The following is a 25,799-nucleotide window of genomic DNA, read 5'->3' as shown; positions in this document are numbered from 1 at the left end:
AAGGCCGCAATAGGCGCATGACCCTACCAACAGAAGGGTCTTTCCATGCTGTCTCCGCTTCGCATCGACGCCGCTCCCACCGCTCTCGACACCGTGCTGGCCATTCCCGGCGCCTGCCCGCGCTTCTCGCGCGACGAGGAGATCTTTGGCGAGGGCGAGGCCGCCGACTACGTCTATCAGGTGGTGTCTGGCGCGGTGCGGACCTACCGCATCCTGCGCGACGGTCGCCGCCAGATCGACGACTTCCACTTCGCCGGCGAGTATTTCGGCCTGGAGATGGGCGCCACCCACCGCATCACCGCCGAGGCCCTGACCGACGCCAGCGTCCGGATGATCCGGCGCGGGGCGCTCAGCGACCTGGCCGCCACCCGCAGCGACGCCGCCCGGGCCCTGTTCCGCGTCACCGCCGAGGTCCTGCAACGCAGCCAGGACCACGTGCTGATGCTCGGCCGTCGCTCGGCCCAGGAGCGGGTCGTCGGCCTGCTTCTGGACATCGCCGAACGCACCCACGCCCGCGCCGAACTGGACGTGCCGATGGGCCGCCAGGACATGGCCGACTATCTGGGCCTGACCATCGAAACCGTCTCGCGAACGCTGACGGCCTTGCAGGACGAAGGCCTGATCGCCCTGCCCAGCGTCCGGCACGTGGTGCTCAAGGATCGCCGGGCGCTGGAGCGGATGGTCGATTAGACCCCGCCCTCGTCCGACTGCTCCAGCCCCGCGATGGTCGCCTCTTCCCGCGCGCCGGTCTTGTCGACCGCGCGCAGGGTCGCCTGGCGCAGAGCGTAGACGACCAGGGCCGTCAGGATCGCCGCGTTCAGCACGAACGGTCCCCAGCCGATGCGCTCGTAGAGCAGGACGAACAGGGGCGCGACCACGACATTGAGGCCGTTGATCGCGGCGATGGCGCCGGCCGCGCCGGCCTGGTCCTTGGAGTCCACCGACAGCGACGCCCCCGCCGTGAAGCCTGGCCGAGCGAAGCCATAGCCCAGGCTGGCGATGGCGTAGCCGATCGCGACGGCGGCGTAGTCGGGCGCGAAGGCGACGACGATGTTGCCGATCGCCGCGCAGCCGACGCCCCAGCGCATCAGGTCTCGCGGCCCCATGCGGAACATGCGGATCAGGCCCCACTGGGCCAGCAGCGCGGCGACGGCGCCGGCCGCCATCGCCAGGGTGATGAAGCCCTGAGCCTTGACCGGCGGCAGGCCCAGCTTGTCGATGATCAGGAAGCCCAGGGTCTGGGTCTGGGCGGTCTGGCAGGCGGCGACCAGGAAGCCGAAGATCAGGAAGGGCTTTAGACGCGGATCCCGCCACAGGGCCACATCGCCGCCGCGCCAGGGCAGGCCCATCCCGCGGCGGGGCAGGGTCTCGCCGCGTCCGGGCTTGAAGGTCTCGGGCAGGCCGCGCTGGACGACCACCATCATGCCCGCCGCCAGCAGGGCGAAAGCGAACATCGGCCCGGCCAGGCCCACGCCCGGCAGCACGAACAGCGGGGCCAGCAGCGGGCCGACCACCGTGCCGAGACCGAAGGCCCCGGCCAGGGTGGCCATGGTCTGGGTGCGCTCCTCGCGGCTGGTGCGCTCGGCCATATAGGCCTGGGTGGCCGGATTGGCCGCTGAACCGAAGGTCCCGAACAGCGCCCGGCACAGCAGGAAGGCGACGAAGATCACCATCGGCGGGGCTAGGTGATGCAGCCCGGCCGACACCACCAGGGCGCAAAGCAGCATCGAGACGGAAAAGCCCGCAAGCCCCAGCAGGATCAGCGGCTTTCGCCCCCTGATGTCCGACTGGCGGGCCCACAGCGGCGAGGTGATCGCCCACAGCACCGCCGACAGAGAGAAGATGGCCGCGACCATGGCGTCGGGGATGCCGATCTGGCGGCCAATCGCCGGAAGCACCGACAGCATGCCGTTGTTCCCCATGGCGGTCGCCACGGACACGCCAAAGAGGATCGCGAACGGCGCCCGGTTATCCCGGGCCTCTTTGGACTCCCCAGTCATCAAACACTTGTTAGGCCGCCTCCCGTTCCGAGGGAAGCATCAGAACCCGATAGACGCGATTTTTAGGTCCCAAGCGCAATGTGTCGCGGATCACAGACGTTAGGATGACCGAGTGAAAACCTTGGCTTAATCATTAACCGCGATCATGCGGCTTCATTCTCGGGGTCGGTCTCCACCATGTTCCAGATCATTGGCATCGTCATGCTCTTCGGCATGGTGTTCGGCAGCTATCTGATGGGTGGCGGCAAGCTGGACGTGATCATCGAAGCCGCCCCGCACGAGCTGATGGCCATTCTGGGCGCGGCCGTGGCCGCCTTCCTGATCTCCAACTCGATGGTCGTCATCAAGGGCACGGCCGGCGGTTTCGGCAAGATCTTCAAGGGTCCCAAGTGGAAGCCGTCTGACTATCGCGACCTGCTATCCCTGCTGTTCCTGCTGACCAAGACGATGAAGTCCAAGGGCGTCATCGCCCTGGAAAGCCACATCGAAAAGCCGGGCGAGAGCACGATCTTCGCCCGCTACCCCAAGATCACCCACGACCACTTCGCCGTCGACTTCATCTGCGACACCCTGCGGATGATGACCATGAACCTGGAGGACCCCCACCAGGTCGAGGACGCGATGGAGAAGCAGCTCGAGAAGCACCACCACGAGGCGCTTGAGCCGGCCCACGCTCTGCAAAACATGGCCGACGCGCTCCCCGCGCTGGGCATCGTCGCCGCCGTGCTGGGCGTCATCAAGACCATGGGCTCGATCACCGAACCGCCGGCCGTCCTCGGCGGCATGATCGGCGGCGCCCTGGTCGGCACCTTCCTGGGCGTGTTCATCGCCTATGGCATCGTCGGCCCGATGGCCACGCGCCTGCAGGCCGTCGTCAACGAGGACGGCGCCTTCTACAAGATCATCCAGGCCGTTCTCGTGGCCCACCTGCACGGCAACGCCGCCCAGATCTCGGTCGAGATCGGCCGCGGCAACGTGCCTTCGCCCGCCCAGCCCAGCTTCGCCGAGCTGGAAGAGGCGCTGTCGCAGATCCCGAACGAGTAGGCGCACGTTAGCGCGTCGTAACTTGCACGCGCTTTCGAACCGGTATTCCTTGCCGTCAACGACGTTTAGGGGACACCTCATGAGCACCATCCGCAAACTTATCATCGCCGGCGTGGCCGTCTCGGCCCTGTCGCTGGCCGCCTGCGGCGGCAAGCATGAGGACGCCGAGGGCGACAGCGCCGCCGCCAAGGCCGCCGCCGCCGACGCCTCCACGGTGACCGACGCCGCCTCGGCCAAGGACCAGGCCGCCGCCGACGCCAACAAGGCCGCCGCAGACGCCGCCGCGGCCCCGGCCGATCCGGCGGATGCCGCCACGCAGACCGCCAACGACGCCGCGGCCACCGGCGCGACCTCGACCCCGGCGGCGACCTCGGCCACCGCCGCCGCAGACGCGGCCACCGCCGCCAAGCCGGAAGAGAAGAAGGCGGGTCACTAGCTTTCGCACACCACACTAACCGTCATCCCGCGCTTCATGCGCGGGACCCATGGTTCAGCCTCCATGTGAGAGCGTGAGCGTTCTCCGCACCTGCGGCGGACAAATGAGTCCCGCGAACAAGTCGCGGGATGACGGTTGAGGTTAGGGGCCGTCCCATTGGGGCGGCCCTTTTTCGTTGACGCTCCCCGCCCGCCCGCGCTCTAGCACCCGCATGGATCCCACCGCCACCACCGACGGTTCGCCCCTCGTCTGGCGCGAGGACGGCCTGCCGCAGTCCAGCCTGTATGGCGACGTCTATTTCTCCAGCGTCGACGGCCTGGCCGAGACGAAGGCGGTGTTCCTGACGGGCTGCGGCCTTCCCGAGCGGTTCGGGGCGCAACCAGACTTCACCGTCGGCGAGCTGGGCTTCGGCTCCGGCCTGAACATCGCCGCCCTGCTCGACCTCTGGCGGCGCGAGAAGCCGGAAGGCGGCAAGCTCCACATCTTCTCGATCGAGGCCCATCCGCTGGCGCGCGACGAGGCCGCCCGGATCCTGGCGCACTGGCCGGAACTGGGCGACGCCGCCCAGGTGCTGCTGAACCATTGGCCCGGTCGCGCCCGGGGCTTCCACCGCGTCGACCTGCCCGGCTTCGACGCCGTGCTGGATCTGGCGGTCATGGACGTTATCCCGGCGCTCGAAGCCTGGGACGGCGCGGCCGACGCCTGGTTCCTGGACGGCTTCTCGCCCGCCCTCAACCCCGCCATGTGGCGCGAGGAGGTCCTGGCCGCCGTCGCCCGCCGCTCGGCTCCGGGCGCTCGCGCAGCGACCTTCACCGTGGCCGGAGCGGTGAGGCGCGGCCTGCAAGCCGCCGGCTTCGAGATCGCCAAGCTCCCCGGCTTTGGCCGCAAGCGCGAGCGGCTGGAGGCCTGGCTGCGCCTCTCAAGCGATTTGGGCGCTGATGAACCCGCACCGCGCCCCCGGACCCTCGCGGTCATTGGCGGCGGCATTGCCGGCGCTTCCCTCGCCCGCGCCGCCCGCGCCGAAGGCCTGACTGTCACCATCATCGACGACCCGGAAGGCGTCGCGGCCTCCGGCAATCCCGCCGCCCTGGTCACCCCCGCGCTCGACGCCGGCGGCGGTCCGCGCGCGGCGCTCTACGCCCAGGCCTTCGCCCGCGCAGCGGCGCTCTACGAGGCCGAGCCCGGCGCGCTCATCGCCCGCGAGGTCCTGCAACTACCGGCCAGCGAGCGCGACCCGGCCCGCTTCGCCACCGTCGCCGGCCAGGACCTGTTCGAGCCCGAGACGATGGTCGTGCGCGACGACGCCTTGGCCATGACCCGCGCCCTGGTCATCGAGCCCGCCGTGGTCACCAAGGCCTGGACCGGCGACATCGTCCGCCGCCGCGTCGCCCGGCTGGAGCGCGACGGCGAAGGCTGGCGCCTCCTGGACGAGGCCGGCGACCTGATCATGATCGCCGACCGCGTGGCCCTGGCCGGCGGCGCGGCCAGCGGCCAGCTTGTCCCCGACATCCGTCTCAAGCCCGTGCGCGGCCAGGCCAGCTGGACGACCGGCGAGACAACCGTGGCGACCGCGTTCGGCGGCTATGCGGTCCCGACCCGCGATGGCGTCCTGTTCGGCGCCACCCATGACCGCGACCAGATCGCCGTCGATGTCCGTCCCGAGGACCACGCCCGCAATATCGAGACCCTGGCCAAGGGGCTGCCGGACCTGGCCAGCCGCCTGACGGGCAAGACCTTCGACGGCCGCGCCGCCCTCCGCGCCACCACGCCCGACCGCCTGCCCCTGGCCGGCCTTCGCGACGACGGCCTGATCGTCCTGACGGGCCTGGGCTCACGCGGCTTCTGCCTCGCGCCTCTGCTCGCCGAGCACCTGGTCGCCAGGGTGCTGGGCCATCCCTCGCCCCTGCCGCGCCAATTGTCGCACTTGGTCGAAGCGCGCCGTTTCGACTCGCCTGTCACGGGCATCGGCGTATAATCGAACGTGGTTATCGGAGCGCGTGTGGCGGACCCTTTGCCGTCCCGCGCTCCCTAATCCGCTGAAGTCTATATGAGGCTGGCGCCCCCTGTTGCCGGCCTGCGTGACGGCGGTCCTCCGCCCTCTTGGTCCGCCGGATCGGACGCTCCCGACGCCCCATCGGGAGCGTCTTTCCGTTTGAGGCTCGACCGAACCCTCCCCCGCACGGGGCGCAAAGAAAAAGGGGCCGGCCTCGCGGCCAGCCCCCAATTCCGTCAATCAAGTCTTCCTTATTGGAAGTTGATCGAGACCGTCGAACGGCGGTTCAGCGGTTCCTTGACACCGTCGCCAGTGGCAACGGCCGGAGCGCTTTCGCCCTTCCAGTCGACCGCCACGGCCGTGGCGTTCAGGCCCTGGCTGACCAGGCCATCGGCAACGGCCTTGGCGCGGCGTTCCGAGAGCTTCTGGTTGTAGCGATCCGAACCCGAGGTGTCGGTGTGACCCGTCACGACGACCTTGGTCGCGTTGCCGCCCTTGGCGTACTCGGCGGCCTGTTGGACCACCGCCTGGGCTTCCGGCGTCAGCACGTACTGATCGAACGGGAAGTAGACCACGAACTCGCGCGCTTCATAGGCCGGAGCGGCCGGCATCGGCGGCGGGGGCGGAGGAGGCGGCGGGGGCGGGGGCGGGGGCGGCGGGGGCGGAGGCGGCGGGGGCGGCGGGGGCGGCGGCGACCCGAAGGTGTAGCGCAGACCCAAGGTCACCGAAGCGTCCTTGTACTTGCCCGAGAAGGTGCCGACGTCGGTGATCGAGCCACCGGCCGGACCGGTGTTCTGGGTCACCGAACCGAACTTGAGGTTCTTGGTTTCCAGGTAGCGGCCGGTCAGGTCCATCGACCAGTTCTGGGCGAAGTTCCAACCCAGGCCCACGATGCCTTGATAGGCGAAGGCCTGGTCGACGTCGTCGAAGTTGGTGTTCTGGAAGCGAGCGCCGCCGGCCGGAACGCCCGACAGCTGGCCATAGGCCTTGTTGTGCACCCAGGCCGTACCGGCGCCAGCGCCGATATACGGATTGAACGTGCCACCCGGCGCCAGGTCGAAGATCACGTTGGCCATAAGGGTGGTGGCCTTCAGGCTGCCGTCCAGCTCACCGCAATCCGGGGCGGCCGGCGAGCGGCCGACGCCGGGGGTGCAAAGGCCGATCGGCTGAGCGCCGGCCAGACCGTTGCCGCGGACGCTGTTCAGGTCGCCGGGGCGATAGCCGTATTCAGCTTCCACGCGCCAGTTCGGCGTGAACTTGTAACCCAGGCGAGCAAAGCCGGCCCAGTCCTTCTCACCACCGAAATTCCACTGATAGCCGTTAGAAGACGTGGCCTTCACGTCCTTCGGCTGGTGATAGCCCACATCGCCCGCGACATAGAAGCCGCTCAGGGCGCTTTGAGCCGAAGCGCCCGAGGCCGCGCCGAGCGCGATCAAGGCGACGCCGGCAAGCAACCGCATATTCATGTTTTAAAACCCTCTCTAGTCTCTGTCGTATGTCGCGGGCCCGACACGTCCCCGGGACCTCAGCACGACAAACGCGCACCCAGCGGATTCAGGTGTGGCAGAAGCGCCACAAAGAGCCGTCATTTGTAAAAAGGTCGCGGACGAGCCGGCGTTCCGGCAGCGCTTAGCTTGGCCGAAGGACCTGCGCGCACATGTCGCAAATAGCCGAGATTGCAGGAGAATCTCATTCCTGCATACTGCTGGCAGGGACGAGTGGAGTATGTCCGTGAGCATTGAAGCGTTTCCCGAGGCTGACCCGGAACTTGTGATGATCACGGGCGGCGAGACACCGAATTCTTTCGTCAACGCCGATGCGCGCGTTGGTGTCGTGGCGGGCAAGAACAGCCTGACCGTGGACCAAGCGGCCTCGCAACTGCTGCGAGGCGAGCCCGGCTGGGGTCCCGCCCTACATGTCGGCGCGACGGTGACCTACGCCTATCGCGCCACCGCGCCCGCCACCATGCCCACCGACACCGCGGGCTTCTCCCAGTTCAACAGCGCCCAGATCGCTCAGGCCGAGAAGGCCCTGCAGTCCTGGTCGGACGTCGCCGACGTCACGTTCGTGCGCGCCGGAACCGGAACCACGGGCGCGGCGGCCTACAGCGACAACGCCGCCATCCTGTTCGGCAACTACAGCACGGGCGAGTCCGGCTCGGCCGCCTTCGCCTACTATCCCGGCAATGCCCAGACCAGCAGCCGGTCGGGCGATGTCTGGATCAATTCCAGCCTCGGCTACAACAGCAACCCGAACGGCTCGAACTACGGCGGCATGGTCCTGGTCCACGAGATCGGCCACGCCATCGGCCTAGCCCACCCGTCCGAGTACAACGCGGGCGACGCGGCCACCGCCATCACCTACAACGCCGACGCCGGCTATTACGAGGACAGCCGCCAGTACACGGTGATGTCCTACTTCAGCGAGTCCAACACCGGCGGATCGTTCAGCGGCGCCTACGCCTCCGCGCCGCTGCTGGACGACATCGCCGCGGCCCAGCTGGCCTACGGCGCCAACATGACCACCCGCACGGGCGACACGGTCTACGGCTTCAACGCGACCGCCGAGCGCGACTGGTTCTCGGCGACCTCGTCATCGACCAAGCTGGTGTTCGCCGCCTGGGACGCCGGCGGGACCGACACCTTCGACTTCTCCGGCTACAAGGTCGCCCAGACCATCGATCTGCGCGAAGGCTTCTTCTCCAGCGTCGGCGGCCTGACCGGCAACGTCACCATCGCTATCGGCGCGGTCATCGAGAACGCCATCGGCGGATCGGCGGTCGACACCATCACCGGCAACGCCGCGGCCAACCGCATCACCGGCGGCGCGGGCAACGACGTCCTGGACGGCGGCGCGGGCCTCGACATCGCCGCCTATGCCGGCAAGTTCGCGTCCTACGCCGTCACCGCCCAAGCCAATGGCGGGTGGCAGATCAAGGACAACGCCGGAACCGACGGGGCCGACACCGCCATCAATATCGAGAGCCTGCAGTTCTCGGACCGCGCGGTCGCCCTTGTCGACAGCCGCGTAGCCTCGGCCATGGCCAGCGTTCTGCGCCTGCAGACTTTCAGCACCGGCGCCGACGCCATGACCAAGTCGATCGCCGGCGCCATGGCCTCCGGGACCAGCTACACGGACGCCATCGGCCTGGTCATCAAGGCGACGGTGAACACCAGCGCCGTGGCCGCCCTCTCCTACCAGTTCTTCACGGGCAAGACCCCGACGACCGTCGGGATGGCCTATCTGGTCGATCCGAACGGCGCGAACCCCAACACCCTGAACGGCGCCTACTACCAGTCGTTCGACACGGTGAACCGCTTCATCAACTTCTCGGTCAATCTGGGCAAGAACGGCGAAGGCGCCTCGGCCTTTACGGCGACCTACGGGGCCTTGAGCCTCTTCGACGCGACCAAGAAGGCCTATGCGGCCATCTTCGGTCTGACCCCGACCGACCAGAAGGTTCAAGACCTGCTGGACACCAACGTCACCGTGGGCGGCTCGATCATGACCCGCTCCGGCTATCTGGCATACTACGGCCAGGACGGCGTCAACGGCCAGGGGACCAAGGCCGCCATGGTCGGCTGGCTGTTGGCGGCGGCCGAGACCGAGCACATCGGCGTCTACGCCAAGTCGGCCGACGCCTTCTTCGCCGACCAGGTGACACACAATGTGTATGGCCTCGACCTGATCGGGACCTACGCCAAGCCGGAATACAATCTGACCTGAGGCGAAAGCCTGGTTCCGACGACAAGACGCGGCGGCGAGCTTTCGGGCTCGCCGCCGTTTCGCGTTCGGGGAATCCAAAAGCGGCCCCACGCGTTTCTCCTGGTCGCCAAAGGAGACTGGCATGACCTTCACCGCCCGCGCCCTGCATCTTCATGGCCACCACGCCCGCCTGATCGACGAGACCAGCCCGGAAGCGGCGGCGGTCGCCTATGTCGAGGACTTTGCCCACGACATCCCCAATAGCGACGCTGGGGGCGGCGGCCTTGCGATCCTTGTCCGCGACGAGGACACCGGAAGTGAGCAGTGCTTCCGGGTGGATCTGGAGACCGGCGAGACCGAGGCCTGCGCCGGAGCCTGACGCAAGAAGGGCCGTTTCCTTCAAGCCGCCACGGCCGGACGGTGGTGGACTGTCCCTCGACATTCCCCTGACCTGGAGACATCGACATGAAGATCGTCAGAAGCGGCTCGGCTGCCTGGAGCGGCGGCATCAAGGACGGCAAGGGCTCGATCGCGACCGAGAGCGGCGCCCTGCAGGACTATCCCTATGGCTTCGCCAGCCGCTTCGAGGGCCAGCCCGGCTCCAACCCCGAGGAACTGATCGCAGCCGCCCACTCGGCCTGCTTCACCATGGCCCTGTCGCTGATCCTGGGCGAAGCGGGCCTAAGGGCCGACCACATGGACACCTCGGCCAAGATCACGCTGGAACAGGTCGAGGGCGGCTACACCATCACCGCCTCGCACCTGACCCTCAAGGCCAGCATCCCCGGCGCGGACCAGGCCCAGTTCGATGAGCTGACCGCCAAGGCCAAGGCCGGCTGCCCGGTGTCGAAACTGCTCAACGCCGAGATCACCCTCGACGCCAGCCTGATCGAGTAGGATCCTTCCCGGCGTCACGCCCGCCGAAGTCGGGACGCCGGGAGACCGCGCATGAGCCATTACAGCTTCCTGGACCTGGCCAGTTCGCCCAGCGTACGCGCGGCCCAGGCCGAAATGGGCGTCGACCAGCTGTGGACGCCCGGCGCGGTCGATCGCGTCTCCGAAGCCTTCACGCCGAACGAGGTCGCCTTCATCGCCGAGCGCGACAGTTTCTACATGGCCAGCGTCTCGGAGACCGGCTGGCCCTATGCGCAGCATCGCGGCGGCCCGGCGGGCTTCCTGAAGGTGCTGGACGAGACGACCCTGGCCTTCGCCGACTATGCGGGCAACCGCCAGTACATCAGCACCGGCAATCTGAACGCCAACGACCGCGTGGCCCTGATCCTGGTCGACTATCCCCGCCGCGCCCGCCTGAAGATCCTGGCCCACGCCCAGCGCCTGGCGTTGGACGCCGAGCCCGACCTTCTGGCGCGGGTCGCGGTCCCTGGCTATCGCGCCCGGCCCGAGCGGATCTTCCGGCTACGACTGGCGGCCTTCGACTGGAACTGCCCGCAGCACATCGTCCCGCGCTTCACCGAGCTCGAGATCGCCCGCGCGGTCGCGCCGCTGCGCGAGCAAGTGGCCGCGCTGGAGGCGGAAAACCGGCAGCTGCGCGAGCGTCTCGGGGCCCGATAAGCGTTGCGTTCCGGAAGCTGACGAACTCGTGTCTTGGCGTGAGCGCCCTCGGCGCCGCACGCTCCGTCGTCACAGGAGGACCCACCATGAGCGAACGCATCTTCCGCCAGGGCGACATGCTGCTGCGCACCGGGATGAGCCTGCCGCACCTTGGCGTCTATTCTGGCCAGGTCTACGAGGTCGAGGACTACCACCATCACGCCGAAGGCCTCTACGTGAAGGGCGTCGACGAGGGGCTGGACCCTGGCAGCTTCCAACCGATCGGCGAGCCCATCTAGGGCGTCGTCGCGCAGGGTTGCGGCCTCCCCCCCGCCCCCGCGCACCGATCTTCGCCGCGCCAGCGCCCTCTAGGCGCAAAAGCGCTTCACGCTGGAACCGGCGCGCGAAGCCTCGAAAATCCACCGACGGATATCGTCGTGGGTTTCGAATTCTATGAGGAAGGGAATGGTGGACGCGACAGGGATTGAACCTGTGACCCCCTCGATGTCAACGAGGTGCTCTCCCGCTGAGCTACGCGTCCGCCGAAGCGATCCGAAGCGCCTTCGAAAAGACGTCCCGGCCGGGAAGGTGTGGGGGTATAGCGGCGGCTTGGCCGGTGCGCAACCCGCCCAGGAACTTTTACCTGACTTTTTTCGAGCCGGGCCGCTAACCCCTTATGCGGCCATCATCTTTTCCACCTCGGCGACCAGGTCGCGCAGGTGGACGGGCTTGGACAGCACCTTGGAGCCGGCCGGAGCGCGGTCCTGGGCCGAGAGGGCGACGGCGGCGAAGCCGGTGATGAACATGATGCGCAGGGACGGATCGCGCGCGGCGGCCTGGCGGGCCACCTCGATGCCGTCCATGCCCGGCATGACGATGTCGGTCAGCAGCAGATCCCAGGGATGTTCCAGGTGCTGGACGGCTTCCTCGCCATCCGCGCAGGCCTGGACTTCGAAGCCGGCGCGCTCCAGCGCCCGGGCCAGGAAGCCGCGGAGGGAATCATCATCTTCGGCGAGGAGGATGCGGGCCATGAGGTCACGTTCCAGGGAAAGTCGTCGATCGGAGAGGCACTGTACCGCGATGAGCGTAAATCGGGGATGAACCTAAGTGTCGCGGCTGTGGACGAACCGCCGCGCGGATGTTTGTCGTTTGACCCGGCGCCACAGGGCTTCGATGATGCGCGGCATGAGCGCTTGGCGGCCCCTCACGACCAATGACGCGGCGACGGCGCCGTTGGAGACGTTCGGCGGTCCGGCGTTCGAGGTGACGCGCGCCGCCCCGGCCGGGGCGCCGCCGCCGACGGCCCTGGTGTTCGCCTCGCCCCATTCGGGCGGGATCTACCCCGAGGACATGATCGCCGCCGCCCGCCTGCCGGTCGAGACGCTGCGCGCTTCGGAGGACGCCTTCGTCGACCGCATCATCGACGGGGCGCCGGCCCTGGGAGCCAGCATGATCCGCGCCCGCTTCGCCCGGGCCTATGTCGACCTCAATCGCGAGCCGTGGGAGCTGGACCCGGCGATGTACGCCGAAGCCCTGCCCGACTACGCCCATGGCCGCTCGGCCCGGGTGGCGGCGGGGCTGGGCACGATCCCCCGCATCGCCAGCGAGGGCCGGCCGATCTACGCCCGCAAGCTGACCTTCGCCGAGGCCAGCGCGCGGGTGGAGCTGACCCACCGCCCCTATCACGACGCTTTGGACCGCCAGCTGGCGGCGGCGCGAGCGGCGCATGGGGCGGCGATCCTGATCGATTGGCACTCGATGCCCGCCGCCGCCGCGCGCGGCCAGCGGACCCGCAACGGCGGCCCCTGCGACATCGTGCTGGGCGACCGCTTCGGCGCGGCCTGCTCGCCCAAGCTGACCGGCCTGGTCGAGCGCGAGCTGGAGGCCCTGGGCTATCGCGTGGTCCGCAACGCCCCCTATGCCGGCGGCTACACCACCGAGCACTACGGCCGCCCGGCCCGGCGCACCCACGCCCTGCAGATCGAGATCAACCGAGCGCTCTACATGAACGAGACCACCCGCGAGCCGACCGAAGGCCTGGCGAGGCTAACGGCCGACGCCGAGACGCTGACCCGGGCGCTGACGGGCATGGATCTAGCGGAGTTGAAGTAGGGCGCGCGCTTCACGGCCGCCCCCCCGCCGCGCCTCTAAGCCGGCGCCGCCTTCTTCTCGGCAGGAACCTTTGCTCCAGGCCGGGCGGCCGCCTTTGTCGCGGAGCTGGCCCTTTCCGCCTTCGAACCACCGGAGGGTGGCGGTTTCGTGTTGGCCCCGCGACCGCCGCCCGCCGGATGTGGCGGGCCGCGCGGGGCTCGACTTCGGGCTCGTCATATCCAACAGGCGACGCGCCATCGCCACGCGACCGCGATCCGTGGCGATCTCCGCCCACCGCGCCCCGAGATCGGCGTTGACCCGAGCGCGTTGCGCCTCGTCCATCGCCGGCACGTAGTCGGTCAGGACCCGGATGCACCAGTAGTGCTCGAAGGGCGTCCGGAACGTCCCATTGTATCCCAGAAGCCATGTGAGATTGGCCGCGTTGACAGCGATCGACGCCAGCATGATCCGCATCAGGCGCGCGCCGTCCGAGTCGTCGGGCGTGCTTAGCGCCAGCGCCAGGTCGGAGGCGGACAACCTTCCCGCCAGCGCAAGGGCCTCATGGACCAGGGCCGTCATCTTGCGGGTTCGCGCCGCGCTCGCGGGCTCGTCCGCCCGAATGGCCTCGTAGCGGCGGCCGAGCTCGGCGAAGGCGGCGATCACCCGATCGGCAGGGTCCGCCGGTCGCGGCACGCGGGGAAGCACCGACAAAAGCCGGCGGATATCGAAATTGGCGAGCGAGTAGGCGTCGGAAGCATCCTCGAGGCGGCACCTGGATGTGAGCAGCTCGATCGCGCCGGGCTTCTCCAGCCAATGATAGGCCGCCGGACGCGCGGCGACCTCGCCCAGAGCCGCGGCCTGGAGCTTGCCCAACAGCGCCCGGTCTTGCTCCAGCACGAAGCGAAGATCGGGGAATCGCAAGAGCAAGGCGACGCACTTGCCGATCTGTTCCGGCGTGATGTCGGGCTCGCGATCGTCCGGGCTGTCGAACAACCCCTGATCGTTGGCGATGTAGAGGGCGAGGCGGAACGTGCTGATGAACTGCTTAATGCGTCGCGGATTGTGTTCGAACACCCCGCTGACGAGCTTTACGACCTCGCGTATCCGGTCTGAATCCCGCTCCATCTTGCTCTGGAACTTGCGTCGCCGAGCTTCCACCTCAACCTGGCTTTGCTGGACCGGGTCGGACGCGACCTCGGCGGTTGGCGGCGCGGCCCCTGGCCAGACCGTCCGGAACCACGCCGTCCAGTATTCCCGGAGCCTCATGCTCCATACCGGGCGCGCCGCCGTGGCGGGCTCTTCCGCGAAGAAACTATCGAGCGCGTTCTCGTTCGCAATGGGCAGGGAGAAGCTGATCTGGATGAACTTCTCCAGATAGCCGTAGCCAAAGTACAGCGGCGTATAGGTGTCTTTCTCGTCGTTCGGCTTCCAGTGGGCGCTATCCCGAAGGAAGGGCAGGATATCCTTGTATTTCTGGGCGATCCCGGCGGCGACCTTTTCGCGGTCCATGCCGATGACGAACACCAGGTTCTTGGAGTCGCCGATCATCAGGTTGATCGCCTGCATCAGATCGGCGGCGCGCGGCACGTCGCAGCGGTCGAGGTCGTCGATGAAGATGAAGACGCGCCGATCGCCGGCATAGACTTCAATCAACCGGTTCAGGTCGAGATGGAAGGTCTCGATGAACGCGACATGCCCCTCGTAGTCGGGCCTGGCGATGTACTTCTCCAGCTTCAGGGATAGGGGCAGCTTGATCGAGGAATAGACCTTGCGCAGGCCCGCCAGGCCGAGGGCCACCGTTGCGCCGAACGTCCCCGTCGAGGCGAGAAGGCCCAGGCCCTGCTCGACCAGTTTCGAATCCTTCTCGCCCGTCAGCAGCCAGCCGAAGAGGCTTCCCAGCCCCGTGGGGTGGTTGTGGGCGACGTCCCGCACCACGAGGGCCCGACCAACAACAGCAGCACCGACGCCAGCAGGCGAAAGACTTCGATCCACGCCCCCAGGCCCTTTAGCCGCTTCAGAAACAGCAGCATGTCCCCTCGCCAGGCGCGGACAAGGCCAACCTCCTCGCGCAGCGACTTCACGAAGGCCAGGGCGAAGGCCGCCCAGAGCGCGTCCTGCTTATCGTGGCGCCAGGCGTTGAAGCGGACGGACAGCGGCTTGTCCTGAGTGTCGCCGACAGATCGCGCCGTGGCGCCCAGGCCGCCCAGCCAACGGGGCAGTCGCTCCAGGAACGGCGACTTGATCCGGCGCCCACCGATGGCGTTTTCCAGCTGCAGCATGAACGACGATTTGCCGCTTCCCCACTCGCCCTCGATCGAAATCGTGAACGGCGGTTTGGTCGCCGGCGCGGTGAGGAAAAGCGCTATGGCGTCGACATAGGGCGCGAAGCCCAGGCTATCGACCGACGTCGGCTGGTCGCCCAGCGCGTTGCCAGCGATGCTTTCGGCTTCGGGCTCGCGGGCTCGCACCGCCGTCTTCTCGTCCCTCATACCCGCTCGCCCCCGCGAATCCGGCGCGGCCTGACATCCAGCCCTCCCGCCAGATGAGAAGGCTAGCATAATGCACGAAAAGGTTGAACGCCTGGTGGCTGTTTCGTTTCGGCGGTCTGTGATCGCGCTTCGGCAAGCTCACGCCCCGGCGCAAAGACCTGAGAACCAGCCCCGGATCACGCTTCAAGGAGCTGGACGCGCCTCCCGAGCCACAGGCCAAAAAAAAGCCCGGCGAAACCGCCGGGCCAGTTCATTAGGGAGGAAACGCCCAGGAAGGGCAGAGGCGGCAGCGCCGCCTCACGGGAATGTTTATAGGGTGCGGCGCAAAAACAGGCAAGTAAAAAAGTAGGCGTTAATGTCGATTTTTTGACAGGGGTATAGCGCAACCCGTTACGCCATAAGGATCACAGAACGGCGCTCTTCCGAATTGCCCTAAATATAGGCATGTTGCGCTGCACAATTTGTTGCGTTTGAAACGGTCTCGACTGAGAACACCTCGCAAACCCAAGCCGCATAAGGCTTTGTCGATGACACCGGTTACCTGCGACAAGTCTTTGCAAAGGTCAGGGGTGGATAAATCGGACGCAGTCGCGTAAAAGCCGCGCGCCTGACGCGTACAGCGTCATCTCCTATTCCTCCCGAAAGTCCGTCCGCTCCCATGTCCATGCGAAATATCGCCATCATCGCGCACGTCGATCATGGCAAGACCACCCTCGTCGATCAGCTGCTGGCCCAGTCGGGCGTCTTCCGCGCCAACGAAGCCACCACCGAGCGCGCCATGGACTCCAACGACCAGGAGCGCGAGCGCGGCATCACCATTCTGGCCAAGTGCACCAGCGTGCTGTGGAACGGTGAAGCGGGCGAAACCCGCATCAACATCATCGACACCCCCGGCCACGCCGACTTCGGCGGCGAAGTCGAACGCATCCTGGGCATGGTCGACGGCTGCGTCCTGCTGGTCGACGCCGAAGAAGGCGTCATGCCGCAGACCAAGTTCGTGCTGACCAAGGCGCTGAAGATGGGCCTGAAGCCGATCCTCTGCATCAACAAGGTCGACCGCGCCCACGCCGATCCGGACAAGGTCCACAACGCCGCCTTCGACCTGTTCGCCGCCATCGGCGCCACGGACGAGCAGCTGGACTTCCCGCACATCTACGCCTCGGGCCGCGCCGGCTGGGCGACGATGGACATGAACGTCCCGAACGACAACCTGGCCCCGCTGTTCGACCTGATCGTCCGCCACGTGCCGGAACCGAAGCAGATCGCCAAGACGGACGAGCCGTTCCAGATCCTGAACGTGCTGATCGAAAGCGACCCGTTCCTGGGCCGCCTGCTGACCGGCCGCATCGAGAGCGGCAAGGCCATCCCGGGCATGGCCATCAAGGCCCTCGACCGTAACGGCAAGGAAATCGAGCGCGGCCGCATCACCAAGGTGCTGGCCTTCCGCGGCCTGAAGCGTTCGCCGGTCGACGAAGGCGCCGAGGCCGGCGACATCGTCGCCATCGCCGGTATGTCGAAGGCCACCGTCGCCGACACCCTGTGCGCCCTGGAAGTGACCGAGGCCCTGCCGGCCCAGCCGATCGATCCGCCGACCATCTCGATGACCGTCTCGGTCAATGACAGCCCGCTGGCCGGCCGCGAAGGCGACAAGGTCCAGTCGCGCGTCATCCGCGACCGCCTGCTGAAGGAAGCCGAATCGAACGTGGCCATCAAGGTCACCGAGACGGCCGAAGGCGACGCCTATGAAGTGTCGGGCCGCGGCGAACTGCAGCTGGGCGTCCTGATCGAGAACATGCGTCGCGAAGGCTTCGAGGTGTCGATCAGCCGTCCGCGCGTCGTGTTCCAGACCGATCCGGAAACCGGCAAGCGCCTGGAGCCGATGGAAGACGTCATGATCGACGTCGACGACGAGTTCTCGGGCATCGTCATCGAGAAGCTGTCGCTGCGTAAGGCCGAGCTGAAGGACATGGGCCCGTCGGGCGCGGGCAAGACCCGCATCCAGCTGGTCGCCCCCTCGCGCTCGCTGATCGGCTATCAGGGCGAGTTCCTGACCGACACGCGTGGTTCGGGCGTGCTGAACCGCGTGTTCAGCCACTACGAGCCGTACAAGGGCGCCTTCGACCAACAGCGCAAGGGCGTGCTGATCTCGAACTCGGACGGTGAAACCGCGGCCTACGCGCTGTGGAACCTGGAAGAGCGCGGCGTGATGTTCGTCGGCGCCAACGAGAAGTGCTACCTCGGCATGATCATCGGCGAGAACGCCCGTCAGGACGACCTCGACGTCAACCCGATGAAGGCCAAGCAACTGACCAACGTCCGCGCCTCGGGCAAGGACGAGTCGATCCGCCTGACCCCGCCGCGCCGCATGACCCTCGAACAGGCCATCGCCTATATCGAGGAAGACGAGCTGGTCGAGGTGACCCCGAAGAGCATCCGCCTGCGCAAGCAGATCCTGAACCCGTCGTTCCGCAAGCGTCGCGTCAAGGAAGAGTAGGCTTTCTCGAGCCTTCGAAGATTGGGCCGCCGTCCGAAAGGACGGCGGCCTTTTTCGTGTCGGAGGACGGCGCCTACGACTTCTTGATCAGGCCCAGCAGCCACAGCAGCAGCACCGCGCCGAGGGTCGAGATCAGCAGGCTGCCGACCCAGCCCCAGAAGTGGATGCCCAGCATTCCGGCCAGGAACGCACCGATCAGCGCGCCGACCAGGCCGACGATCAGGTTGGTCAGCAGGCCATGGTCCCGCTTCATGATCTTCTCGGCGATCCAGCCGGCGAAGATCCCGATGATGATGGCTCCGATAAAACCCACGCCGTGCATGCTGATGCCCTCCTTTGGAAGCTGAGCCATGGAAATGCGCGAGCAGCCGCCGGGTTTCAGAATTTCCGCGCCGCGCTGGAGCGTGGCAGCCGAAAGTGTGAGCGGTCTCGGCGCCCGCCACGCTCTAGATGTTTGAGATAGAGCCTGTTTATCCGTTTCTGATGGTTCCATCAGAAACAGACAGGCTCTAGAGCGTGGCAGCCGAAAGTGTGAGCGGTTTCGCCGCCCGCCACGCTCTAGATGTTTGAGATAGAGCCTGTTTATCCGTTTCTGATGGTTCCATCAGAAACAGACAGGCTCTAGGCAAAGGCATGGTTCACCCCGTCTTCGACAACCTGCCGACCACGATCTTCGAGCGCATGAGCGGCCTGGCCCGTCAGCACGGCGCGATCAATCTGGGTCAGGGCTTTCCCGACGACCAGGGGCCCCTGCCCGTCCGCGAGGCGGCGGCGCGGGCGCTGATCGAGGGCTCCAACCAATATCCGCCGATGCGCGGCCTGCCGGAGCTGCGCGCCGCGGTCGCCGGGCACTATGCGCGCGCCCAGGACCTGACGCTTGATCCCGACAGCGAGATCATCGTCACCTCTGGCGCCACCGAGGCCCTGGCGGCGGCGTTCACGGCGCTGATCTCGCCCGGCGACGAGGTGTTGCTGTTCCAGCCGCTCTACGACGCCTATCTGCCGCTGGTCCGCCGCGCGGGCGGCGTGCCGAAACTGATCCGCCTGGCCCCGCCGCATTGGCGCTTCGACCGCGCGATGCTGGGGGCCGCGTTCAGCGACAGGACCCGCATGGTCGTCCTGAACAGTCCGCTGAACCCGGCCGCCGTCGTCACGCCCGACGAGGACCTGGCCCTGCTGGCCGAGTTCTGCGTCAAGCACGACACGATCGCCATCTGCGACGAGGTCTGGGAGGCCGTGGTGTTCGACGGCCGTCGGCACAGACCCTTGATCAACTTCCCCGGCATGCGCGAGCGGACGGTGAAGATCGGTTCGGCCGGCAAGCTGTTCGGCATGACCGGCTGGAAGGTCGGCTTCCTGATGGCCGCGCCCGCCATGACCAGGCCCCTGGCGGCGGCCCACCAGTTCCTGACCTTCACCACCCCGCCGAACCTGCAGGCGGGCGTGGCCTGGGGCCTCGACAACCACCGCGCCTGGTTCGATCAGATGCCCGCCGAAATGCAGCGCTCCCGCGACCGCCTGACCGACGGCCTGCGCGCGGCGGGCTATGTGGTGCTGGAAAGCCAGGGGACCTATTTCCTCAATGTCGACCTGACGGCGTCAGGGATTCCGGTCGACGACGTGACCTTCTGCGAGCGGACCGTCGTCGAGTTCGGCGTCGCGGCGATCCCGGTCTCGGCCTTCTTCGCCGAGGATCCGGTGCGCAACGTGGTGCGGCTTTGCTTCGCCAAGGCCGTTGGGACACTGGACGCGGCGGTGGAGCGCCTGTCGGCGGCTCGGACGGCTTTCAGCGCATAGGCTAAAGCGCGCCCAGTCCCGCCATCACCTCGCGCGCCACGCCCCGCGCCAGGCACGTGTCCATGACCGACAGCAGGTTCCGCAGGTCGATCGGCTTGGCGACGTGCGCGTCGCAACCCGCTTCAAGGCACGTCTTGATCTGGGCCGACATCACGTCGGCCGTCAGCGCGATCACCGGCAACCGCGCGAAGCGGGGATCCGCCCGCAAGCGCCGCGTGGCCTCCAGCCCGTCCATCACCGGCATGTTGACGTCCATCAACACCAGGTCGACAGGCGCGCGTTCCAAAGCGTCCAGCGCCTCCTGGCCGTTCCCGGCCTCGACCAGCTCGCACTCGAACGGTTCGAGGAACAGGCGGATGACCCGGCGGTTGACGGGATGGTCGTCGACCACCAGCACCCGGCGGCCATGCAGGGCGGCGAAGGGGACCTCGTCATCGCGGGCCTCGTCCGGGTAGGCCGGCAGCTCCGAAGCGTCGGCGGCGTCCACCAGCATCTCGATGGTGAAGATCGACCCCCGGCCCTCCTCGCTCTCGACGCGGATTTCGCCGCGCATCATTTCCACGAGGCGGCGGGTGATGTTAAGGCCCAGGCCCGTGCCGCCAAAGTTGCGGGTGGTCGAGGCGTCGGCCTGGACGAACGGCCGAAACAGCTTGGCGACCGTGGACGGGTTCATGCCGATGCCGGTGTCGGCCACACGCAGGCGCACGCGAACCCTGCCCGCTTCTTCCGGATAGCAGGCCAGGGCCACCTCGACCTTGCCGTTCGTGGTGAACTTCAGGGCGTTGGAGATCAGGTTGGTCAGGCACTGGCGCACCCGCACCCCATCGAACATCAGCGGCCCCGGAGCCTCGCTCTCCAGGGCGAAGGTCAAGGTCACGCCCTTCTCGCGGGCCGTCGGCTGATAGCCGCCGACCAGTCGGGCGCAGGTCTGGACCAGGTCGCCGACCGTGGGCGCGATCTCCAGCTTGCCGGCCTCGATCTTGGAGAGGTCGAGAATGTCGTTCAGCAGGACCAGCAGCGTGTCGCCGCTGTCCATGATCAGGTCGACCTGCTCGCGCTGCTCTTGCGTCAGGGTCCCGGCGCGCAAGGCCTGGGTCAGGCCCAGCATGCCGTTCAGAGGCGTCCGCAACTCGTGGCTCATGACCGCCAGGAAGGCCGACTTGGCCTTGCTGGCGGCCTCGGCATGTTCCTGGGCTCCCTTCAGTCGGCTTGAGGCGCGGCGCTGGTGGAAGGCCCAGGCCACGCCGCCGGCGACCAGCACCCCGAGCAAGAGCGCGATGACCACCGACGCCCGCGCCAGGCTGCGGCTCAGCCGAACCTCTTCGGTCAGGCGGCGGCTTTCGTCGCGCTTGGCGCGCAGTTCGCTGTCGAGGGCGGAGGATATCTCGGTCACGCTGCGCGCATGGGCCTTCTCGGTCTCCGCGCTGTTGGCGCGCCGCCAGGCGTCCAGTTCTCGGAAAGCCAGGTCGCCGCGACCTTCCGCCTGGTCGATATAGGCCTGCACCAACGCCTCGGTGCTGGGATCGCGCTGGGTCAGCACGGTCGGAACCGTCTTCAGCCGCTCCAGGTCGGCGCGGGCCTCGACGGCCATGCCCAGCTGGGCCCGCGCCTGGGCGCGCTGGCGCAGCAGAATGACTTGCAGCCGGCGAGAGGGATTGTCGATCTCGGCCTGGGCGCCGCTGAGACACGCCAGCACCTTGCGCGGCTGGTTCAGCAACAGAGCGATGCGGGCGCACAGGTGCTGATCCCAGGTCAGCAGGTCCTTGTCGCGATCCGCCAGGACCATCCGGTGGTGCAGGTCGGCCATGCGCTGGGCGGCGCCCAGCTCGCCCAGGTCGGCGGCCGTGTAGGCGATGTCGTAGATCCGCTCGATCTTGCGGATGTGGAAAGCGTCGCGCTCGTCCAGGCGCACCGCCTGGGCCATGTGGTCCAGCGCGCCTTCCTTGTCGCCGATGTCCGACAGCGTGTAGCTGTGCACCTGATGCAGCTCGGCCAGCACCGGCGCGGCGACGCGGCCGCGCCGCTCGATATCGACCTGCAGATCGGCGGCCAGGCGCGCGGCCTCGGCCCAGCGGCCCATCTGCCCCAGGTGCCGCACGCGCTCCACCCCGGCGATCACGCGAATGTCGGGGCCGGATTGGCTTAGATATTTGCGCCAGTCACCCTCGGTGAAGGCGCGGAACCCGTGGGTCTCATGGCGATAGGCCAGGGCCTCCAGATCGACCAGCGTGGCGAGCTGGGTGTCGTGGTCGCGGGCGGCCGCTTCGCGGGCCAGCCTGGTCCAGGCGTCGAAGCGGCCCTCGATCTGGTTGCTCTTATAGGCGTAGAGCACGCGCCACAGACCATAGATCCGGGCCGGGCCGCGATCGCGCAAGGCGCGGCGGCCGGCCCGTTCGATGTCCTCATTGTCGCGAGGCGGATTGCGGACCTCATGGGCGCCGATCTCTTGAGCCAGCTGGTCAAGGCGCTGAGCCAGGGGCGCGGCGCCTTGCGCGTGCGCGGCGCCGGCTACGAGGGACCCGATCAGGGCGAGAAAGACTAGTAGGCGCCGCAAGTCAGGTTCCCTGAAGACTACGGTCACCCTCGATGTGATAGATGTAGGAGGAGTTAAGCAAACCGTGCAGGTTGCACGGCTTTTGGTCGCCCCGCCCATGGTGTGCGATCAGATGGTTGCTCCGCCGTCCACCACCAGCGCCTGGCCGGTCATGAAGCTGCCGGCCTTGGAAGCGAGATACACGGCCGCGCCCGCCAACTCGTCCGGCTCGCCGATCCGGCGCAGCGGCACGGCGGTCGTGGCGCGCTTCAAGGTCTCGGGGTTCTCCCACAGCGCCCGGGCGAAGTCGGTCTTGATCAGGCCCGGCGCGATGCAGTTGACCCGCACATTGTCCGGCCCGAACTCGTGGGCCAGGTTACGCGCCAGCTGGAAGTCGGCCGCCTTGGAGATGTTGTAGGCCCCGATGATGGCGTTGCCGCGCAGGCCGCCGATCGACGAGACGATGATGATCGCGCCGTCCTTCCGCTCGCGCATCTCCGGCGCGACCATGCCGATCAGCCAGTGATTACTGATGATGTTGTTGTCCAGGATCTTGCGAAACTGGTCGTCGCTGATTCCGGCCAGCGGACCGTAATAAGGATTGCTGGCGGCGTTGCAGACGCAGATGTCGACCTGGCCGAAGGCCTTCCTGGTCTCGTCGACCAAGTTCTGGAGATCCTCTTTCGAAGCGATGTTGGCCGGGACCGCGATGGCCGTCCCCGCGCCGTGCCTGGCGTTGAGGGCGGCGGCGACCTCCTCGCACGGCTCGAGCTTGCGCGAGGAGATCACCACCTTGGCTCCGTGCTCGGCCATACGCTCGGCGATCGCCTTGCCGATGCCCCGCGAAGATCCGGTGATGATCGCCACCTTGCCGGAGAGATCGAAGAGGTTCATGGCGCGCCACCCTAAACGCTTGTTTGAATTTCCACCACACTGCGGCGGACGTTTCAAACGGTCAAGCGGTGGCGCGCCTGTGGTTATTCGTGCGGGTGGGCCCGGCCGATCGGCTCGGCGGTCGCGTCATCGTCGTCGGCGTCCTCGGGGACGACAACACTAGGCTCGGCCTGGCGGGCCAGATCGCGGGCGCCGACACCGCCGCCTTGCTGGATATTGCGTTCGACCTCGACGCTGGTCGGTTCGTAGGCGTCTTCGCGTTCCGGGGCGTCTTCGCGTTCGGGCATGACGATGTCTCCAGTGGATATGCTTGAGGCCAACGGCGCCCGATCATCGTCGTTCCGCGCCGACCCTTGAAATGTCGGATCGGCGCGGACGTAGGCTAGTTCAGGAAGCCCGTGATGATCGCCGTGGTCGCGGCGGGCTGCTCTTCCATCACCCAGTGGCCCGAGTTCGGCAGCACCTTGGCCGTCACGTCGCTGGCCACCAAGCGCAGCACCTCGGCCTGGCGCTCGCCGAACGAGTGGTCGGCGCCGACGGCCAGCACCGGCATGGGCAGCTTGCTCGTGGCGGCGAAGGCCTGGTTGTCGACGGCGTCCTGGGTGAAGGCCTTGAACTGCTCGAAGGCCGAATGCATCGCGCCTGGGCGGGCATAGAGCGCCGCGTAGTGCTGGCGGGTCTCTTCCGTGATCGAGGCGGGCGTGAACGACAGCTCGTTGTAGAAGCGGTCCAGATAGATGCGCTCGCGGCCGGCGACCAGTCGCTCCATGTCCGGGCCGCGGAAGTTGAAGTGCCACAGCATCGGCAGCTTCAGGATCTCGTCCCACGGGCCGATGCCCGGCAGCGGGGCGTCGATCACCACCCACTTGGTGACGCGGTCGGGATGCTGGGCGGCCAGGGCGTAGCCGACCATGTTGCCGATATCGTGAGTGACCAGCTGGGCCTTCTGGACCTTCAGGGCGTCCATCACCGCGGCGATGTCCTCGCCTTGGGTCTTCTTGTCATAGCCGCCCGCCGAATGAGCCGACAGGCCCATGCCCCGCAGGTCCGGCACGATGACGGTGTGGGTCTTGGCCAAGGCCGTGGCGACGGGCGCCCACATGTCGCCGGTGTCGGCGAAGCCGTGCAGCAGCACCACCGCCGGACCCGTCCCGCCGACGCGGACGTGCAGGGTCGTGCCGTTGACGGCGATGTCGCTGGCCTTGAAACCGGCGGGGAAAGGCTCGACCGCGTGGGCCGAGGTCGAGGCGAACAGGGCGGAGACAGTCAGGGCGGCGAGCGCGCCGGCGAGCTTGCGGGTCATGGTCTTTTCCTTGGCGGGTCGGACCGTCCGACCGTCGAAGGCCAACATCGCGCCTTCCGCGCGCCGGCTCTCCGCCGAAGCCGCCGCCGTTTGTCGAAACCGATCGCCCAGCGCGGTTCGAGAATTTTTCGAGACCGCTGTCGGGACGACTGGATCGCGGCCGTCCTTGGGGCGAGAACAGCAAGACACAGGAGACGCTCGATGCCGCTCGACACCGCCGATTTTCCTTCCGATCGCGAATTGGTCCTTGAACGGATCATCGATGCGCCGCGCGAGAAGCTCTACAGATGCTGGACCACGCCGGACCTGATGCCGCAGTGGTTCTGCCCCAAGCCCTGGACCGTCTCCAACATCCGCATGGACGTGCGCACCGGCGGCAACTCCTATCTTGAGATGAACGGCCCCAACGGCGAGGTCATGCCGCAGCCGGGCGTCTATCTGGAAGTCGTGCCGAACGAGAAGATCGTTTTCACCGACGCCTTCACCGAGACCTGGAAGCCGTCCGCCAAGCCGTTCATGGTCGGCATCGTCACCTTCGAGGACCTGGGCGACGGCAAGACCCGCTACCGCGCCGTGGTCCGCCACTGGAGCGCCGAGGACAAGGCCGCCCACGAGCAGATGGGCTTCCACGAGGGCTGGGGGATCGTCGCGGATCAGCTGGCGGCGCTGGCGGCGACGCTGTAGCCGCGCCTCACGAACACGTCGTCCACCCGCTCATGTCCAGGTGGAAGTGGTCGCGGTGCTCGGCGTTGTAGTCGGGGCTCAGCGTAGTCAGGAACACCCGGCAGGCGCCGTCGCGCACCCGCCGCAGGAACTGGCCGCGCGGCCCCGGATCGGTCCAGTCGGAGGCGATGCTGATCACCTGGCCGTCGGTCAGCCGAAAGCCGGCGATGTCGATGGCGTCGGCGCGGGCGTGCTCGCTGACCGGGCCGTCCTTCTGGCCGTACATCCGCCGGCAGGCATAGCTGCCGAAGTGCTCGATGCCCACGACGCCCTGGCCCAGCAACTCGTCGGCGGCCGGCTGCACCACCTGGCGCTCCCAGATGGTCAGGGCCAGGGCCTCCTTGCAGACCAGCGGGGCCTCGGCCGGCTCCAGCCTGGCCAGGCCCGAGCGCAGCTGGACAGCGTCGCGCAGCTCGCAGAACTCGCCCTCGGTGCGCTCGGGAACCTCGGCATAGACCACGCCGGCCTTGGCCATGATGCCGCGACACAGCTTGGGATCGGCGCCGGCCTGCGCCGCCTTGACCCGGGTGGCCAGGCCCACCGGATCAACGACGCTGAGCGGCTTCCACGGCAGGTGCTGGTCGGGGATCTTCCGCTCGGCCACGAAGGTCATCAGCAGCACGATCAGCCACAGGATGACCAGGCCGGCGTAGCGGGCCAGCCGCGCCCGATGACGGACTTCATGCTCGATGCGCGGATTATGCGGAACGCGGTAGCGCATGGAGCGGGGCAGGACCTTGAGGGAA

The 25,799-nt window shown here is 67.5% G+C and carries 24 protein-coding genes and 1 tRNA gene; 13 read left to right on the top strand and 12 right to left on the bottom strand.

Translation table 11 applies throughout. From position 1 onward, the window contains the following. Positions 1–45: 45 nt before the first annotated feature. Positions 46–690, top strand: a complete 645-nt coding sequence (locus CSW62_RS03235) for a helix-turn-helix domain-containing protein (RefSeq protein ID WP_099575761.1) — start codon at positions 46–48, stop codon at positions 688–690. On the opposite strand, the gene CSW62_RS03230 is transcribed toward CSW62_RS03235, so the two are convergent. Then, positions 687–2,000, bottom strand: a complete 1,314-nt coding sequence (locus CSW62_RS03230; RefSeq protein ID WP_099575760.1) for an MFS transporter — start codon at positions 1,998–2,000, stop codon at positions 687–689. The genes CSW62_RS03235 and CSW62_RS03230 overlap by 4 nt on opposite strands. Before the next feature lie 177 nt (positions 2,001–2,177). Here CSW62_RS03230 and motA point away from each other — a divergent pair, with 177 nt between their 5' ends. The 3 genes from motA (at position 2,178) to mnmD (ending at position 5,455) form a co-directional block, all read left to right on the top strand. Continuing rightward, complete coding sequence (motA, locus tag CSW62_RS03225; protein ID WP_099575759.1) at positions 2,178–3,044, top strand: flagellar motor stator protein MotA; 867 nt, start codon at positions 2,178–2,180, stop codon at positions 3,042–3,044. 79 nt (positions 3,045–3,123) lie between these two features. Further along, complete coding sequence (locus tag CSW62_RS03220) at positions 3,124–3,480, top strand: hypothetical protein (protein WP_099575758.1); 357 nt, start codon at positions 3,124–3,126, stop codon at positions 3,478–3,480. Positions 3,481–3,691: 211 nt separating this feature from the next. After that, positions 3,692–5,455 (top strand): tRNA (5-methylaminomethyl-2-thiouridine)(34)-methyltransferase MnmD, encoded by a 1,764-nt coding sequence (gene mnmD, locus CSW62_RS03215; RefSeq protein WP_099575757.1) that lies wholly within the window; start codon positions 3,692–3,694, stop codon positions 5,453–5,455. 269 nt (positions 5,456–5,724) lie between these two features. On the opposite strand, the gene CSW62_RS03210 is transcribed toward mnmD, so the two are convergent. After that, on the bottom strand, positions 5,725–6,939 hold the full coding sequence (locus CSW62_RS03210) for an OmpA family protein (RefSeq protein ID WP_099575756.1): 1,215 nt from the start codon (positions 6,937–6,939) through the stop codon (positions 5,725–5,727). Between the two features lie 265 nt (positions 6,940–7,204). Here CSW62_RS03210 and CSW62_RS03205 point away from each other — a divergent pair, with 265 nt between their 5' ends. The 5 genes from CSW62_RS03205 (at position 7,205) to CSW62_RS03185 (ending at position 11,028) form a co-directional block, all read left to right on the top strand. Further along, a complete protein-coding gene (locus tag CSW62_RS03205) occupies positions 7,205–9,199 on the top strand; it encodes a M10 family metallopeptidase (protein WP_304441769.1) in 1,995 nt (664 codons plus the stop codon). Between the two features lie 121 nt (positions 9,200–9,320). Beyond that, positions 9,321–9,557 carry a DUF5961 family protein gene (locus CSW62_RS03200; protein WP_099575754.1) on the top strand — a complete coding sequence of 79 codons (237 nt, stop codon included), beginning with the start codon at positions 9,321–9,323 and terminating at the stop codon, positions 9,555–9,557. Positions 9,558–9,643: 86 nt separating this feature from the next. Further along, complete coding sequence (locus tag CSW62_RS03195; protein ID WP_099575753.1) at positions 9,644–10,075, top strand: OsmC family protein; 432 nt, start codon at positions 9,644–9,646, stop codon at positions 10,073–10,075. Positions 10,076–10,126: 51 nt separating this feature from the next. Next, the gene (locus CSW62_RS03190) at positions 10,127–10,750 is read left to right on the top strand and encodes a pyridoxamine 5'-phosphate oxidase family protein (RefSeq protein WP_099575752.1); all 624 of its coding nucleotides are present in this window, start codon (positions 10,127–10,129) and stop codon (positions 10,748–10,750) included. A gap of 86 nt (positions 10,751–10,836) precedes the next feature. Next, positions 10,837–11,028: a hypothetical protein gene (locus tag CSW62_RS03185; protein WP_099575751.1), complete on the top strand. Its 192-nt coding sequence runs from the start codon at positions 10,837–10,839 to the stop codon at positions 11,026–11,028. Between the two features lie 167 nt (positions 11,029–11,195). On the opposite strand, the gene CSW62_RS03180 is transcribed toward CSW62_RS03185, so the two are convergent. Further along, a tRNA-Val gene (locus tag CSW62_RS03180) sits at positions 11,196–11,270 on the bottom strand. 133 nt (positions 11,271–11,403) lie between these two features. Further along, positions 11,404–11,760, bottom strand: a complete 357-nt coding sequence (gene cpdR / locus CSW62_RS03175) for a cell cycle two-component system response regulator CpdR (protein WP_099575750.1) — start codon at positions 11,758–11,760, stop codon at positions 11,404–11,406. 154 nt (positions 11,761–11,914) lie between these two features. Here cpdR and CSW62_RS03170 point away from each other — a divergent pair, with 154 nt between their 5' ends. Next, positions 11,915–12,841: an N-formylglutamate amidohydrolase gene (locus CSW62_RS03170; RefSeq protein ID WP_099582157.1), complete on the top strand. Its 927-nt coding sequence runs from the start codon at positions 11,915–11,917 to the stop codon at positions 12,839–12,841. On the opposite strand, the gene CSW62_RS03165 is transcribed toward CSW62_RS03170, so the two are convergent. Continuing rightward, the gene (locus tag CSW62_RS03165; protein WP_158235380.1) at positions 12,824–14,752 is read right to left on the bottom strand and encodes a P-loop NTPase fold protein; all 1,929 of its coding nucleotides are present in this window, start codon (positions 14,750–14,752) and stop codon (positions 12,824–12,826) included. The genes CSW62_RS03170 and CSW62_RS03165 overlap by 18 nt on opposite strands. Beyond that, the gene (locus CSW62_RS03160; protein WP_099575748.1) at positions 14,692–15,309 is read right to left on the bottom strand and encodes a P-loop NTPase fold protein; all 618 of its coding nucleotides are present in this window, start codon (positions 15,307–15,309) and stop codon (positions 14,692–14,694) included. Before CSW62_RS03160 ends, CSW62_RS03165 begins: the two co-directional genes overlap by 61 nt. A gap of 658 nt (positions 15,310–15,967) precedes the next feature. Between CSW62_RS03160 and typA the strand changes: the two genes are divergently transcribed. Continuing rightward, complete coding sequence (typA, locus tag CSW62_RS03150; RefSeq protein ID WP_099575746.1) at positions 15,968–17,803, top strand: translational GTPase TypA; 1,836 nt, start codon at positions 15,968–15,970, stop codon at positions 17,801–17,803. Between the two features lie 73 nt (positions 17,804–17,876). On the opposite strand, the gene CSW62_RS03145 is transcribed toward typA, so the two are convergent. Then, entirely contained in the window at positions 17,877–18,125 is a 249-nt protein-coding gene (locus CSW62_RS03145) for a GlsB/YeaQ/YmgE family stress response membrane protein (protein WP_099582156.1), read from the bottom strand. A 311-nt stretch (positions 18,126–18,436) separates the two neighbouring features. Between CSW62_RS03145 and CSW62_RS03140 the strand changes: the two genes are divergently transcribed. Beyond that, a complete protein-coding gene (locus tag CSW62_RS03140) occupies positions 18,437–19,600 on the top strand; it encodes an aminotransferase (RefSeq protein ID WP_099575745.1) in 1,164 nt (387 codons plus the stop codon). A gap of 1 nt (position 19,601) precedes the next feature. Here the strand turns inward: CSW62_RS03140 and CSW62_RS03135 are convergent, their stop codons facing one another. From CSW62_RS03135 to CSW62_RS03120, 4 genes are all read right to left on the bottom strand, one after another. After that, positions 19,602–22,154, bottom strand: coding sequence for a response regulator (locus CSW62_RS03135; protein ID WP_099575744.1), 2,553 nt, complete (start codon positions 22,152–22,154; stop codon positions 19,602–19,604). Between the two features lie 108 nt (positions 22,155–22,262). After that, positions 22,263–23,027, bottom strand: coding sequence for an SDR family oxidoreductase (locus CSW62_RS03130; protein WP_099575743.1), 765 nt, complete (start codon positions 23,025–23,027; stop codon positions 22,263–22,265). A gap of 83 nt (positions 23,028–23,110) precedes the next feature. After that, positions 23,111–23,314: a hypothetical protein gene (locus CSW62_RS03125; RefSeq protein WP_099575742.1), complete on the bottom strand. Its 204-nt coding sequence runs from the start codon at positions 23,312–23,314 to the stop codon at positions 23,111–23,113. A gap of 95 nt (positions 23,315–23,409) precedes the next feature. Next, on the bottom strand, positions 23,410–24,330 hold the full coding sequence (locus CSW62_RS03120; protein WP_099582155.1) for an alpha/beta fold hydrolase: 921 nt from the start codon (positions 24,328–24,330) through the stop codon (positions 23,410–23,412). Positions 24,331–24,531: 201 nt separating this feature from the next. Between CSW62_RS03120 and CSW62_RS03115 the strand changes: the two genes are divergently transcribed. Continuing rightward, entirely contained in the window at positions 24,532–25,014 is a 483-nt protein-coding gene (locus CSW62_RS03115; protein ID WP_099575741.1) for an SRPBCC family protein, read from the top strand. A 7-nt stretch (positions 25,015–25,021) separates the two neighbouring features. Here the strand turns inward: CSW62_RS03115 and CSW62_RS03110 are convergent, their stop codons facing one another. Then, complete coding sequence (locus tag CSW62_RS03110; RefSeq protein WP_099575740.1) at positions 25,022–25,774, bottom strand: extensin family protein; 753 nt, start codon at positions 25,772–25,774, stop codon at positions 25,022–25,024. Positions 25,775–25,799: the final 25 nt, after the last annotated feature.

This window comes from Caulobacter sp. FWC2 (assembly GCF_002742625.1).
Classification (GTDB): domain Bacteria; phylum Pseudomonadota; class Alphaproteobacteria; order Caulobacterales; family Caulobacteraceae; genus Caulobacter.
Note: the sequence above shows the minus strand (reverse complement) of the source record. Positions and strands in the feature narration are given on the sequence as shown.

What these genes read in the sequence shown, in the direction of transcription:
- CSW62_RS03125 (WP_099575742.1), bottom strand. Translation starts at nt 23,314, where the DNA reads ATGCCCGAACGCGAAGACGCCCCGGAACGCGAAGACGCCTACGAACCG.
- CSW62_RS03190 (WP_099575752.1), top strand. Translation starts at nt 10,127, where the DNA reads ATGAGCCATTACAGCTTCCTGGACCTGGCCAGTTCGCCCAGCGTACGC.
- CSW62_RS03230 (WP_099575760.1), bottom strand. Translation starts at nt 2,000, where the DNA reads ATGACTGGGGAGTCCAAAGAGGCCCGGGATAACCGGGCGCCGTTCGCG.
- CSW62_RS03185 (WP_099575751.1), top strand. Translation starts at nt 10,837, where the DNA reads ATGAGCGAACGCATCTTCCGCCAGGGCGACATGCTGCTGCGCACCGGG.
- CSW62_RS03200 (WP_099575754.1), top strand. Translation starts at nt 9,321, where the DNA reads ATGACCTTCACCGCCCGCGCCCTGCATCTTCATGGCCACCACGCCCGC.
- CSW62_RS03235 (WP_099575761.1), top strand. Translation starts at nt 46, where the DNA reads ATGCTGTCTCCGCTTCGCATCGACGCCGCTCCCACCGCTCTCGACACC.
- CSW62_RS03160 (WP_099575748.1), bottom strand. Translation starts at nt 15,309, where the DNA reads ATGAGGGACGAGAAGACGGCGGTGCGAGCCCGCGAGCCCGAAGCCGAA.
- CSW62_RS03220 (WP_099575758.1), top strand. Translation starts at nt 3,124, where the DNA reads ATGAGCACCATCCGCAAACTTATCATCGCCGGCGTGGCCGTCTCGGCC.
- CSW62_RS03170 (WP_099582157.1), top strand. Translation starts at nt 11,915, where the DNA reads ATGAGCGCTTGGCGGCCCCTCACGACCAATGACGCGGCGACGGCGCCG.
- CSW62_RS03110 (WP_099575740.1), bottom strand. Translation starts at nt 25,774, where the DNA reads ATGCGCTACCGCGTTCCGCATAATCCGCGCATCGAGCATGAAGTCCGT.
- typA (WP_099575746.1), top strand. Translation starts at nt 15,968, where the DNA reads ATGTCCATGCGAAATATCGCCATCATCGCGCACGTCGATCATGGCAAG.
- CSW62_RS03120 (WP_099582155.1), bottom strand. Translation starts at nt 24,330, where the DNA reads ATGACCCGCAAGCTCGCCGGCGCGCTCGCCGCCCTGACTGTCTCCGCC.
- CSW62_RS03115 (WP_099575741.1), top strand. Translation starts at nt 24,532, where the DNA reads ATGCCGCTCGACACCGCCGATTTTCCTTCCGATCGCGAATTGGTCCTT.
- motA (WP_099575759.1), top strand. Translation starts at nt 2,178, where the DNA reads ATGTTCCAGATCATTGGCATCGTCATGCTCTTCGGCATGGTGTTCGGC.
- CSW62_RS03145 (WP_099582156.1), bottom strand. Translation starts at nt 18,125, where the DNA reads ATGCACGGCGTGGGTTTTATCGGAGCCATCATCATCGGGATCTTCGCC.
- CSW62_RS03140 (WP_099575745.1), top strand. Translation starts at nt 18,437, where the DNA reads ATGGTTCACCCCGTCTTCGACAACCTGCCGACCACGATCTTCGAGCGC.
- CSW62_RS03130 (WP_099575743.1), bottom strand. Translation starts at nt 23,027, where the DNA reads ATGAACCTCTTCGATCTCTCCGGCAAGGTGGCGATCATCACCGGATCT.
- CSW62_RS03195 (WP_099575753.1), top strand. Translation starts at nt 9,644, where the DNA reads ATGAAGATCGTCAGAAGCGGCTCGGCTGCCTGGAGCGGCGGCATCAAG.
- mnmD (WP_099575757.1), top strand. Translation starts at nt 3,692, where the DNA reads ATGGATCCCACCGCCACCACCGACGGTTCGCCCCTCGTCTGGCGCGAG.
- CSW62_RS03210 (WP_099575756.1), bottom strand. Translation starts at nt 6,939, where the DNA reads ATGAATATGCGGTTGCTTGCCGGCGTCGCCTTGATCGCGCTCGGCGCG.
- cpdR (WP_099575750.1), bottom strand. Translation starts at nt 11,760, where the DNA reads ATGGCCCGCATCCTCCTCGCCGAAGATGATGATTCCCTCCGCGGCTTC.